Here is a 12,037-nt window from a genome sequence, read left to right as displayed (position 1 = left end):
GGTATGAGCCTCGCGTACCTCCATGCCGTCAGGCAGGACGAGCCGGGTCGGCTCACCGGCGGGTGTCACCGTGGCGGCGTCGATCTGAACCGGGGTCACCAGGTCGTAGTCGGGTCCGTAACCCCGGATGAACGCGCCGATGGTGCCGTCGGTCAACAGGGCCTGCGCGCCGCGGTAGGGGGCCTGGCCGTGGCCGGTTGGCGTGTCGCCGGTGACGGAGACGAGGTGGAACGGGGTGTAGGCGCAGGTCCAGAAGACGCGGCGGGACTTCGCGGCGGCCGGAGCATCCCGCGCAGCCGTTTCGGTTCAGCCTTCGCCAGGTGTCCCTGGCACAGGCCGAGACTGCGTCGCCCGCGATCCCGCGTGTGCGACCCACCGTGATCTCCTGGCACGACGCCATGCCGAGGGGTGCGTGTGGAAGGAGGCCAACGCGCCCGGCGGCAGGGGCCTGGTGCCCGTGACAGCATGATTCCGCTCGGTGGCGGCACGGTGAACCGAAACGGGCTCGACGGCAGATCGCGCTGATGGGAGCATCGGTGCGTGATACCACTGCGGATCATCAGAGGTGATGCAACCAGTCCTCAGGCCAGTGGACCAAAGATCATCGCCCACATTTGCAACGACCTCGGCGGGTGGGGCAAGGGCTTCGTTCTGGCGGTCTCCCGTCGGTGGCCGGAACCCGAACCTGCCTATCGGCGGTGGCACCGTGAACGCTCCGGCAATGACTTCGGCCTTGGCGCTACCCAGTTGATTCAGGTCCGGCCCGACACCTGGGTGGCCAACATGGTCGCCCAGCGCGGCATCCGCACCGGCAGCGGTGGGCCGCCGATCCGATACGACGCCGTCGAGCGCTGCCTGACCACCGTCGCCGCGCACGCCGCGCGGCTGTCCGCTACTGTCCACATGCCCCGCATCGGTTGCGGCCTGGCTGGTGGCCGGTGGGAGCGCATCGAACCGCTCGTCATCGCGACCTTGTGTGACAGCGACATCGCTACCACCGTCTACGACCACGATTGATCGATCGACACAACGCCGGGTAACACGCTGACGGCGGAGATCCGGACCGCGGTCGACCATCCGCGACGCCGGCTGATGGCGAACCGCACCAGGCGACTCGCGAAGGCACCACACTCGCCTCCACTCAGTCGAGACAGAACTCGTTGCCCTCGATGTCCTGCATCACGATGCACGACTCGTTTTCGCCATCGGCACGCAGTAGTCGCACGCGTACCGCGCCGAGCGCGACCAGTCGTGCGCATTCGGCCTCAAGTACGGCCAGGCGCTCTTCACCCACGAGCCCGGTACCGACCCGCACGTCAAGATGCAGCCGATTCTTGACGACCTTGCCTTCGGGAACGCGCTGGAAGTACAGTCGCGGGCCTACACCTGAGGGATCAATGCATGCGAACGCCGAACCCTGTCGCTCAGGCGGCAGCGCGCGATCGAAATCGTCCCAGGTAGCAAACCCCTCCGGTGGCGGCGGTACGACGTACCCCAACACCTCGCACCAGAAACGAGCGACGCGCTCAGGTTCTGCGCAGTCGAAGGTGACTTGGATCTGCTTGACCGACGCCATCGGTCCACCATAGCGGCGGGGTCCTTCGTCGTCTCCCCGGGTTCGCCGCTGGCTGGGCTGTGGCGCATGTGGCCAACGCTTGAGATGAGCGTCGCCGACGAGTCGTACCTGGGCCGCCGGGCTGCCCTGGCGCGATTGGCGAAACCGTCAGCGGGCACACTTCGCGCAGGTACCGAAGATCTCCAATGTGTGGCCGACGTCGGTGAAGCCGTGCTGAGCGACCAACTGGTCGGCCCACCGCTCCACGGCGGGGCCGGCGACCTCCACCGTTCGTCCGCAGTCGCGGCAGACCTGTCGGCCGCCGCCCGTCGGCCGCCTCCGACGTCACTATCACACCGCTGGGGCTGGGCTGGTGTTCTGCCGGGGCGACGTGCTCCGGTGGTCCGCCGGCGGGCGTACGGTGACCGCCTGGCGGACCCTGGACCTGCGCACCCTGACCTGAGCCGGGCGGTGCCCCCGGCCGGTCAGACGTTCACGTGGAAGTGCACCGCGAAGTAGCCGGTGTTCGCCGTGGAGTTGGACGCCTCCACGCCGACCCACCCGTGGAACGTCCCCGTGTCGCCGATCACCTGGAGCTGCGGCTTGCGGTGCGAACCACCGGTGTAGCAGGTGCTCGACGTCAGGCAGGTGCACCAGTGCTCGTAGAAGTTCCGCCGGCCCGCTCCCGCGAGGTAGTAGCGGATCGGGGCGGAGGTCGCGCCGTTCGGGCAGGACGAACAGGTGGCGGTCGGGGGGCTGAGCCAGCTCAGGCAGTTCCCGTTGCATCGGGCAAACGACCGGAAGTCCATCCCGCTGGGGCCGGCGGCACCGGTGCTTCCGCTGTAGCCGGCGTACCGGCCGGTGTACTGGGCCAGCGGGATGTTGCTGACCGGCGTGTACGCGTCGTTCGAGGCGGAACTGCCGAAGCCCCAGCCGACGGTGACCCCGTAGTTGGAGCTAACGAAGTCGAGCCGGGCCAGGTCGCTGGCGGGCTGGCTGACCGCCCAGGTTTCCTGGACGCCCCCGCTCCAGCTGATGGTGATGCTGTCACCGGAGTTGGTGTACGTGCCGCTCAGGGACTTCACGACGCCACCGGGCTGGAACCCGGTGGCCGTCCGCACCTCGCAGTCGTGGCCGGTGCAGCCGGTCGTCCGGACGCCCGTGCCGGCGGCCCCGACGACGGTGGCCCGGTTCCAGTACCAGAAGCTCTCGGTCACCGTGCCGTCGCCGAAGAAGTAGTAGGTCGCCAGCCGGACCCAGACCGCACCGGTGGCGGGCGCGCCGGCGGCGGGCATGGCCCCGAGCGCGACGCTGTAGATGCGCCGTCCGCCGGGGTAGTCCACCGCCTGCGCGGGCGCCGGCAGGACGACCGCTCCCATGGTCAGCGCCAGCAGCGCGGCGGCGAGATACCGCCAGGTGATCCTCCGTCGACGACCCATACGTCACTCCCTTATCTGACCGACCGGCCGACATAACGTACCTGATCGATACCGACCGGATGGCCCCGCGGCGCGGGACGCCCAGGGAAGCCACGCCGGGTCAGGGCCGAACGGGTCGGGCCGACGTTCCAGGAGTTCGTGCAGGTCTGCTGGATGGTCTCCCGGACCTCCTCGACCGCCGTGCGATGGCCTGGATCGCCATCCCCTCCGACCGCCTCAATCTGTGGCAGCCTCGGATAGGCGTCTAATGCCTTCGGCCATCTGAGCTTCGGTGGCGGCACCGTAGGAGAAGCGCAGGAATGGTGCGGGTGGTTCGTCTACGAAGAAGTGTCGCCCATCACCAATGAGCACTCCGGCCTGATACGCGGTGGCCGATAGTTCTTGGGTACTAGTTCCCTGAGGCAGCCTGACCCAGAGGTGGATGCCACCTTGCGGAACGCTCGGAATGCGGATGCTCGGCATTGCCGACTGAATCATGGACACAAGTGCGTCGCGCCTCGTGGTGAGCTCTGCGCGCAGGCGCTTCAGGTGGCGGGGCCAGACGTTAGAGGTCAGAAGACCATGCGCGATCTCCTGCACGATCGGCGCAACGCACAGATCGTCAGCCGTACGGGAGGCGCGCAGGCGTTCTCCAGCAGGGCCTCGGGCGATGACCGCGCCAAGGCGGAGGCCTGGCGAGGCCGGTTTTGACAGGGTGAAGATCGATACGACGTGCCCGTGGGGGTCTTCAGTAAATAGCGGCGCGGGGGTCTGCCCCTCGAAGCCGAGGTGTCTTGCCCAGTCGTCTTCGATGATGAACGCCCCGTATCGTGTGGCAAGTTCGATCACCTGCGTCCGGCGTTCGGCACTCAGCACCGCGCCGGTCGGGTTCGCGTAGCTGGGTTGGATATAGATCACGCGGGCTTTGGTGCGTTCGAGTTCATCTGCGAGGCGGTCAACCATGATCCCGTTTGCGTCTGCTGGTACTGAGGCAAGTTCCAGCCCGGCGCTTTGCGCTGCAAGGATCGCACCGGGGTAGCTCGGGCTCTCCGTGATGACTGTCGCACCTGGTTCGGCAAGGGTGCGCATTGCGAAGACGAGCCCTTGCTGACCACCGGAAACAACGAGTACATCGTTCGGGTCGGCTCGGTATTCAGCGGCAAGGATGCGGCGCAGTTCCGGTGATCCTGCTGGGGGCGTCATCATCCATGCGCGGCTGCTCTTCGCGGCGCGCGAGCCGATCCGGTGCAGTTCTTCGCTCGGCACAAGTTCAGGGGCGAGGTATCCCCAAGAGAGTGGGATGTGATCGGGGGTGCCGTAGCCGCCGAGCCGGGAGGCGCGGTTGGCGTCGACTCTGGCCCGGTCGAGCGCCTGCGATTGCCATGAGTAGTCCGGTTCGGACAGTTGGCCCCTGTTTGCCACGAACGTACCGCGTCCGGGCTCGGCACGCACCAGCCCTAACGCGGTGAGCTCCGAGAGAGCGGCGGAGACCGTGGCCGCGCTTGCCTGGAACTCTTTAGAGAGCTCCCGCACCCCAGGCAGCTTTGCTCCGGCACTTGAAGTCTCGATCCGCTCCCGCAGGCGTGCTGCGATCTCGGATGCTCTGTTACCATTGGACATGAAGCTAGTAGATAACGTTACTCAGATTTTTGCAAGGCCGTTACCTTCCAAGTCTCGGGTCGATTTGGCGGTGCGGCGATGAGCCGGGGCACTTCCGTGCTGCGGGATGTCTCGGCTTCAGCAGTGGTGGCAGGGTTTCTGTCGGCTCTCATCAACTTCGCGGGCCCGTTCCTGATCGTCCTCGAAGCAACACGAGCCGCGGGTCTCAATGAAGCGCAGACCGCCTCGTGGGTATGGGCGCTGTCGATCGGTAACGGCGTATGCAGCATCGCGCTGAGCCTCTTCACCCACATACCCGTGATCGTCGCCTGGTCGACGCCCGGTGCGGCACTACTGATTGCGTCGCTTGGGGGCTTCTCCTTCGCTGAAGCGGTCGGCGCATTCCTTGTCGCCTCAGTTGCGGCGGCGGTCGTCGGCTACACCGGCTGGTTTGGGTGGCTGCTGGCCAGGGTGCCCGGCCCCGTGCTGAAGCCTCGACAGAGCCAGACCGATCCGGTCTCGGAACGAACGGAGATTGCAAGGCCAAGTAGCGAAGATGAGGCATCTGCCTCAGCACTCATTCAGTCACCAACTTTCAACCTCAGATAGGAGCAATTTATGGCAACGAAAACAAGTCCGACAATCCGACCGCTCGCCCCGGCTGACGAGAACCGCTGGCGCGAACTCTTCCGCGCGTACCGCGAGTTCTACAAGCTGCCCGAGTCCGAAGAAGTCGTCTCCCGTGCGTGGGGATGGTTCATGGACCCGCGCCACGAGTGCAAGGCACTCATCGCAGAGGTCGACGGCGAAATCCTCGGTTTCGCCCACCACCGCCGTTTTTCGTCCCCATACACCGGCACTACCGGCATCTTCCTCGATGACCTCTTCACCACGCCTGCGGCTCGCGGCAAGGGCGTCGGCCGCGGGCTGATCGGACGCCTCACAGACATGGCCCATGCCGAGGGCCGTGGTGTCGTGCAATGGGTCACCGCAGAGGACAACCTGCAGGCTCAGGCGCTCTACAACACTCTCGCCAAGCGCACCAGCTGGGTCACCTACGAAGCCGAGCCAACTGAGCGATAGACGAAACGATGTGTTCCACACTGACGCACCTCCGAGTCAGAGCGCGACGACTCCGAGCCGCCAAACAGTACTGCTGTTGAGCGAAAGGTGCGGTGATGACCGTGACCATGGCGAGTACGACCGACGCACGCAAGCCTGCGCCTGGGGCTGCTTATGGCTGCGTCAGATTCGTATTCGTCCGTGGCGGAACACTGATTCTCGATACCGGCCGCAACAAACCGCTATTCGCCCAGAGCAAGCGATGTGGTTCTCGTTGCGGCCGGTATCGAATTGCGGTCGGTATCGAACTCGGGCTCATTCCTGAAGGCGTAGCTCTTTTGACTACCTTGTACGTCGTTCCGGACTACCTCATTGAGCATCTGTTCCGGCAGCACCTCCACCTGATCCCCGACCGTGTTGTATAATTCCGAGGTGTGGCAGCCGGCGGTCGACGCATGGACGAACGGCCTTGTCCTACCGAGAGAAGAACGATGGATTGCGGTGAGCCGCGGTGCGTCCGGCGATTTGCAGGTGTGGGGCAGCAGACGGGTTCGCGGTTGGCGATCACTGCGCAGTACGGGTGGGTGGTCCCTACGGATCGGTTGGGCCCCGTGATGTCAGACGATGGCCGCAATGACCGGCTCTACGCGCTGTTGATGTGCCGGGACCGCCGCAATGTTGACCTTGACCGTGCCGATGCAAAGCCGTTGTTCGATCGGATACTCGCACTGCGTGGCCCGGTAGGCCCCGACACCATCTATGGCTTTGTCCCGGCCTTGGGTCTCGGCGGGGCGCTGCGTCCCGACCGGGCAGGGATCTTCGACGGACCCGTCCGTCTGGAGCTGCTCGCCGAGCTCTCCGAGCGTCGCATCGTGGACAAAGAAGACCTCCTGCACATGTGGATCGGTCAGTGACCGGCCCAGGCGCTGCCGACGACCGGACGGCAACTGAGCACCACCGAGCACGGCCGCGGCTCACCGGCGTGCGCCCGCCGAACAGCCAACAAGGCCAGCGTTGACGGTGTGGCGGCCAGTGCGGGCCACCGACACGGGCCTGAATGGACGTGCCGCGCGCCTACTTACCAGTGACCCGACCGACGATGCGGGATGGCCGGCCGATCTGCCGGCCGGTACGACGGAAGTGGTCATCGTCGAGGACACTCCCAGCCCGACAGCCACTCTGAAAGTGCAGACCAGCGGGGACGCCGCACCGAAGAATGTGCGGGTTAGGTTTGACCAGCTCGCTGTACGCGATGCGTTCACAGAAGGGTGACTGCGGCGTCAATGGGACTGATTCAGATCACGGTCGTCGGACTGGCTGTACTTCTGCGACTGACAGCTTTCGGCTGGTTCGCCATCATCGCGATCATCATGAGCGCCATATCGCTCGGCATCGTGCCCGCGATTGTGCTGGGGCCGCTGATCTACGCCGGATTCTCCGCGCCACAGTCTGCATGGCCCCTGCTCATCGCGGCCGACGTCCTGCTCCTGGTGTGTGCGTTGACTTTCGAAGACGGCGGCGACAACACATCCGCAAGTCCGCTGCAGGCGCTCACCGGCAGTCGTGGACTGTCCGGTCGCGCCACGGACAGAGCGTTCCGGTTCTGCGGCATCGCCTACCTACTAACCCTGCCGGCACTGGTGATCTGGACAATTGCCGGTTAGATGGTGCCGTCTTAAGTGGATGTTCCAGACTACGATCGCAGCTGAGCGGGCGTCTTCGCTTGTGAACTCGCGAGCATAGAGCAGTTCTTCGGCCAGGATCCGCTGGTAGCGCTCCGCCGTGCCGTTGTGCCGCGGGGTGTATGGCTTGGTCTTCTGATGTCCTGTTTGGATGCCGACGATGCGAGCGAAGTCTCCTGATCGGTAGCACGGCACCGTTGTCGGTGACGACGCGGTGGATATGGGTGATGCCGTGGGCGGCGAACCAGGCTCTGGCTCGGGCGAGGAACGCCGCAGCGGTCACTCCTGTCCCGGCGCGCAGGGTGCACCCTCGGTGGCCTTGACCGTTGTGCCTCGCGCCGGGCTGCTCAGCGCGCTGGATCTGGTCGACCCGGCCGGCGACGCGGTGCGCGTCGGCTCGCAGTGACGCCGCCGTGCCGACGTCACCAGTGAATCGTGCTCCTCCTTCTGGACGATCGGGCCTGATGATTTGTCCGATCGGGCCGCCGGAGCCCCTCCCAAGGGTGCATACGGGCCCAATACTGGTGCGCTACGCTCCATCCTCTCCGGACCGTGCGGTGTCCGATGAGGAGCATATGGTTGCCCTACCCGGCCCGCCGAAGGCCAGCCACGACACCCGGCGACGGCCAGTGCATCCATTCCACCAATTAGCTATCGCGTTCTTTCCTGCCATTCGACAGACGTTGCACAAACGGTCTCGGAATACCCATCTAGATCACAGCTGCGTAAACGCGACCGACAATGTTCCTCTCGCCGCGAAGACCGCGTATCGTGCCGCTTCATGTCATCGTTACTGCCCGCCGCATCGGCCCCGTGTCGCTGCATCGGGGTGCTACCAAGGCGCTGACCGACCTCGACTCCCGCTGACCCCCACCGGCCGGACCCGGCAACCGCGCCGGGCCCTGCCCGGCCCACCTCCATCCATGTCCCGGAGGCCCGCGTGCCCCAGCCAGGCAGCCCCGACGTACGCCGGCACAGCCTGCCCACCAACCGGACCAACCGGCTGTGGTCGGTGCGTATGCAACTGATCGCGCCGATCCTCGTTGCCACGGTCGGCCTGGTCGTCCTCGGTACGCTCCACACCCGGACCGCGCTGGCCGCCACCGCCGACGCAGAGCGGGCGCGGGTGCTTGCCGGCACGGCCACCGCGACCGTGCGGCTGGTGCACGAGGTCGAGCGGGAACTAGCCGAGACCGTCGCCCTGCGCCGGCGCGGCGGCAGCGCCGGCCGGCGCCTGGTTGATGCGCAGCGCCAGCGGGTCGACGCGGCGGCCGACCGGTACCGGGCCGCCCGGGACAACGCCCGGCGGGCCGCCCCCGCGCTGGACGGCGTGCTGGACGGAGCAGACGGGCAGCTGGCGCAGCTCGACGGCGCCCGGGAGGTGGCGCTCGGCGATCGACCCGCCGACCACCAGTACGCGGGCCTCGTCGAGACGCTGCTCGGAGTCGCCGACGCGCTTCCCGCGCAGCTGCGCGACGCCGGTCTGGCCAACGCGGCCCGCGAGGTGGCAGCGGTGGCTGCTCAGGAGCACTTCGCCGCCCTGGAGCGGGACCTGCTGCGGGCCATCTTCAGCCGGGACGCGCTGGAGCCGGGCGAGCTGGCCCGCGCCGCGTGGCTACGCGGGGCGAAGGAACAGCGGCAGGCCGAGTTCTCCCGGATCGCCAGCCCGGCCTCGTCGGCCACGTACCGGCGGCTGCTGGACGGCCAGGACGTCGCCACGGCCCGCCGGATTCACGACGACGTCCTGGCGGCCGACGCGACGCCGGCCGCATGGAAGGCCGACGCGGACGCCTGGTACGTGGCGCAGAGCGGGGTGATTCGCCGGTACAACCTCGTCAGCCGGAATCTGTCGATGCAGTTGGACCGGCGGGCGGGCGAGTTGGCCGGCGACGCGCGGCGGGAGGCCGTGCTCAGCGCCGGAGTGACCCTGGCCGTGGCACTGCTCTCTTTTGGTGCCGCGGTTCTGCTCGCGGTGCACACCAGTCGTCGGCTGCGCCGGCTGCGGGTCGCGGCGTTGACCATGGCCAACCGGGAGCTGCCGGACCGGATTTCCGCGATCGCCACTGGCGCGGCGGCCGAGAAACGGCACGCCGGGCCCGACGGCGATGTCGAGGCTCCGTCGGCGCTCGACGTGACCGCCGGCATCGCCCGCGGACGCGACGAGATCGCCCAGGTAGCGGACGCGTTCGACACCGTCAACCGGTCCGCGTTGCGGCTGGCCGGGCAGCAGGCGGAGCTGCGGATCGATGTAACCCGGATGGCGGAGACGTTGGCCCGACGCATCCGCACCCTGATCACCCGGCAGTTGCGCCTCCTCGACGAGTTCGAGCAGGACGAGACCGACCCGGATGTGCTGGACCGGCTTTTCGCCCTGGACCACCTGGCAGCCCGGTTGCGGCGTAACGGCGAGAACCTGCTGGTGCTGGCCGGCGGCGAGCCGGGCCGGGGAAAACTCCGCGCGCATCTGATCACCGAGGTGGTGACGGCGGCGGCCGGCGAGATCGAGGAGTACACCCGGGTCGAGGCGGATCTGCCTGCGGTGGCCGTCGACGCCTCCGTCGTCGGCAACCTGGTCCACCTACTGGCGGAGCTACTGGAGAACGCGACCGCGTACTCGCCGCCGCACGCGCTGGTGCGGGTCGACGGACGCCGCACCGTCGACGGCCTGCTGCTGCGGGTCCACGACCGAGGCATCGGGATCGGCGACAGCCGGCTCGCCGAGATCAACGGGCGGCTGCGCAACCCGGGCCCGCTGTCCAGCGCTGCTGCCGGGAGCATGGGCCTGCACGTGGTCGCCCACCTGGCCGCCCGGCACGACATCCGGGTCTCGCTACACAGCGTCGGCCCGGGCACTACGGCCACCGTCGAGGTGCCCGAGAGTGCCCTCACCCTAGTCGAGAAGGCGGCCTCCCTGGCCGGCCCGGCCTCGCCCGTCCGGCACACCGGGACTTCGGCCGCGCCGGCCGACTGGTTTTCTCCCGGCCGTACCCCCACGGTGCCGCCCGCGCCGGACGCCGACCCGCCGACCGGGGTCTCACCGCTGCCTCGCCGTGCCCACGGCGGCCCGTCGGATCCCCCGCCGCTCGCCGGGCAGAAGGCCCGCCGGACGCCGACCGACCTGCTGGACCCGGAACTGGTCCGGGCCCGGCTCTCCGCACTGGCTGCGGGCGTCGCGAGCGCGACGCGCCGGGCCCCGCAGAACGACCACTCCAGGAGAAACCCATGATTCCGCAGACCGGCGCCGGCCTCGACTGGCTGTTGGCCAGCTTCGCCACCCAGGTGCCCGACGTCGCCCACGCCCTCGCGGTCTCCGGCGATGGCCTCAAGCTGGCCGCGTCCCCGGGCTTGACCCTCGACCAGGCGGACCACCTGGCCGCTGTGATCAGTGGCCTGGCCAGCCTGACCGTTGGCGCCGCACGCTTCATGAACTCCGGCCGGGTACGCCAGCAGATCGTCGACATGGACGGCGGGGTGCTGCTGGTCATGGCGGTCGGCGACCGGGCGCTGATCGGCGTACTGGCCGCGCCCGGCTGCGACCTCGGCCAAGTCGGCTACGAGACGGCCACACTAGTGCAACGGGTGGCCGAGTCCCTCGAACCGGCACCCCGGTCATGACCCGCCGCCCGCAGCCGGCCACGCGGCGCCCCGGCATGGCATGGATCGCCCTGGCCCGCCCACAGTCCGGGCTCCGACGTGCCAGCCGGGCGGCGGTCGCACTCGCCCTAGTGACAGCGCTGCTGACCGCCGGCTGCGGCCGGGACCCCGGACCGGAGCCGGAGCCGTGGCACGAGGGGCGGATCTTCCTCGCCACCGGCAACACCACCGGCGTCTACTACCAGTTCGGCGGCGGGTACGCCGACCTGATCAGCCGGAACCTCCCCGGCTACGAGGCGCGCGCCGAACCGACCGGTGCCTCGGGCGAGAACATCACCCGGATCACCGGCGGCGACATGGAGATCGGTTTCAGCCAGCTGGACACGGCGGCGGACGCCAACGCCGGACGCGGCGCGTTCCAGGGCCGCCCGCAGCAGGTACGCGCCCTCGCCCGGGTGTACAGCGACTACATGCACGTACTCGTGCGCGCCGACGCTGAAGTCGCCACCCTGTCCGACCTACAGGGCATGCGGGTCTCCACCGGCTCCCCGCGGTCGGGCACCGACGTCATCGCCGGCCGACTGCTCGCCGCCGCGGGCCTGGAGCCGGAGAGGGGCATCCGGCGGGCGAGGCTCTCATTGCCGGACACGGCGTCCAGGATGCGGGCCGGCACCCTGGACGCGATGTTCTTCGCCGGCGGGCTGCCCACGCCGGGCATCACCGACCTGCTCACCGCCGCGCCCGGCAGGTTCCGGTTCCTGCCGATCGCCGACCTGATCAAGCCACTGACCGCTGCGTACGGGCCGGTCTACACCGCCGCCGACCTGCCGAAGGAGGCGTACGGCACGCCGACGGCCGTGCCGACGGTGACCGTGGCGAACCTGATCCTGGTCGGTGCGGACATGCCCGACGAACTGGCGTACGACCTGACAGCGCTGCTCTTCGCGCACCAGGCAGAACTGGGGGCAGTGCACCCGGAGGGGCGCAACTTCAACCGGAGCAGCGCGGCCAACACCGACCCAGTGCCACTACACCCCGGGGCGTCCCAGTTCTATCGAGGCGAATGATGTTATACCTGCTCAGTTCGCTCGATGAGCCCACGCTTGTCCAGCCGCGGTGCTTGACGA

General features: G+C 68.1%; 13 protein-coding genes and 2 pseudogenes. 10 read left to right on the top strand and 5 right to left on the bottom strand.

Annotation, left to right across the window (positions count from 1 at the left end):
* Positions 1-540 precede the first annotated feature (540 nt).
* Positions 541-1,017: a macro domain-containing protein gene (locus OOK41_RS14320; RefSeq protein ID WP_266265288.1), complete on the top strand. Its 477-nt coding sequence runs from the start codon at positions 541-543 to the stop codon at positions 1,015-1,017.
* A gap of 124 nt (positions 1,018-1,141) precedes the next feature.
* On the opposite strand, the gene OOK41_RS14315 is transcribed toward OOK41_RS14320, so the two are convergent.
* The 4 genes and pseudogenes from OOK41_RS14315 to OOK41_RS14300 all read right to left on the bottom strand — a co-directional run bounded on the left by OOK41_RS14315 (position 1,142) and on the right by OOK41_RS14300 (position 4,593).
* Positions 1,142-1,576: a VOC family protein gene (locus OOK41_RS14315; RefSeq protein WP_117673473.1), complete on the bottom strand. Its 435-nt coding sequence runs from the start codon at positions 1,574-1,576 to the stop codon at positions 1,142-1,144.
* Positions 1,577-1,723: 147 nt separating this feature from the next.
* A pseudogene (locus OOK41_RS14310) lies at positions 1,724-1,867 on the bottom strand (transcriptional repressor); the annotation flags it as partial.
* Between the two features lie 173 nt (positions 1,868-2,040).
* Complete coding sequence (locus OOK41_RS14305; RefSeq protein WP_266265284.1) at positions 2,041-2,994, bottom strand: hypothetical protein; 954 nt, start codon at positions 2,992-2,994, stop codon at positions 2,041-2,043.
* 216 nt (positions 2,995-3,210) lie between these two features.
* Positions 3,211-4,593 (bottom strand): PLP-dependent aminotransferase family protein, encoded by a 1,383-nt coding sequence (locus OOK41_RS14300; RefSeq protein ID WP_117673477.1) that lies wholly within the window; start codon positions 4,591-4,593, stop codon positions 3,211-3,213.
* A 78-nt stretch (positions 4,594-4,671) separates the two neighbouring features.
* On the opposite strand from OOK41_RS14300, the gene OOK41_RS14295 reads away from it, so the two are divergent.
* The 6 genes from OOK41_RS14295 to OOK41_RS14275 all read left to right on the top strand — a co-directional run bounded on the left by OOK41_RS14295 (position 4,672) and on the right by OOK41_RS14275 (position 7,298).
* Positions 4,672-5,181: a benzoate/H(+) symporter BenE family transporter gene (locus tag OOK41_RS14295; RefSeq protein ID WP_266265281.1), complete on the top strand. Its 510-nt coding sequence runs from the start codon at positions 4,672-4,674 to the stop codon at positions 5,179-5,181.
* 9 nt (positions 5,182-5,190) lie between these two features.
* Entirely contained in the window at positions 5,191-5,655 is a 465-nt protein-coding gene (locus OOK41_RS14290) for a GNAT family N-acetyltransferase (protein WP_117673479.1), read from the top strand.
* Positions 5,656-5,750: 95 nt separating this feature from the next.
* Positions 5,751-6,059 (top strand): hypothetical protein, encoded by a 309-nt coding sequence (locus OOK41_RS14285; protein ID WP_266265280.1) that lies wholly within the window; start codon positions 5,751-5,753, stop codon positions 6,057-6,059.
* On the top strand, positions 6,049-6,249 hold the full coding sequence (locus OOK41_RS32055; protein WP_353962203.1) for a GAD-like domain-containing protein: 201 nt from the start codon (positions 6,049-6,051) through the stop codon (positions 6,247-6,249). Before OOK41_RS14285 ends, OOK41_RS32055 begins: the two co-directional genes overlap by 11 nt.
* Positions 6,249-6,548, top strand: a complete 300-nt coding sequence (locus OOK41_RS14280; protein ID WP_266267827.1) for a T6SS immunity protein Tdi1 domain-containing protein — start codon at positions 6,249-6,251, stop codon at positions 6,546-6,548. Before OOK41_RS32055 ends, OOK41_RS14280 begins: the two co-directional genes overlap by 1 nt.
* Positions 6,549-6,917: 369 nt before the next feature.
* A complete protein-coding gene (locus tag OOK41_RS14275; RefSeq protein ID WP_266265277.1) occupies positions 6,918-7,298 on the top strand; it encodes a hypothetical protein in 381 nt (126 codons plus the stop codon).
* 24 nt (positions 7,299-7,322) lie between these two features.
* Here the strand turns inward: OOK41_RS14275 and OOK41_RS14270 are convergent.
* Positions 7,323-7,587: pseudogene (locus tag OOK41_RS14270) on the bottom strand (IS481 family transposase); the annotation flags it as partial.
* Between the two features lie 669 nt (positions 7,588-8,256).
* Between OOK41_RS14270 and OOK41_RS14265 the strand changes: the two are divergent.
* From OOK41_RS14265 to OOK41_RS14255, 3 genes are read left to right on the top strand one after another with little or no spacing between them, the layout of a single operon-like run.
* A complete protein-coding gene (locus tag OOK41_RS14265; protein ID WP_266265276.1) occupies positions 8,257-10,542 on the top strand; it encodes a nitrate- and nitrite sensing domain-containing protein in 2,286 nt (761 codons plus the stop codon).
* Positions 10,539-10,931, top strand: coding sequence for a roadblock/LC7 domain-containing protein (locus tag OOK41_RS14260; RefSeq protein ID WP_117673485.1), 393 nt, complete (start codon positions 10,539-10,541; stop codon positions 10,929-10,931). The genes OOK41_RS14265 and OOK41_RS14260 overlap by 4 nt, the downstream gene beginning before the upstream one ends.
* Complete coding sequence (locus OOK41_RS14255; protein ID WP_323136166.1) at positions 10,928-11,977, top strand: TAXI family TRAP transporter solute-binding subunit; 1,050 nt, start codon at positions 10,928-10,930, stop codon at positions 11,975-11,977. The genes OOK41_RS14260 and OOK41_RS14255 overlap by 4 nt, the downstream gene beginning before the upstream one ends.
* Positions 11,978-12,037: the final 60 nt, after the last annotated feature.

The sequence above is a fragment of the Micromonospora sp. NBC_01655 genome (genome assembly GCF_026339755.1).
In the GTDB taxonomy this organism is placed as follows: domain Bacteria; phylum Actinomycetota; class Actinomycetes; order Mycobacteriales; family Micromonosporaceae; genus Micromonospora.
The sequence above is the reverse complement of the archived record's forward strand: the minus strand, read 5'-3'. Positions and strand labels throughout refer to the sequence as shown.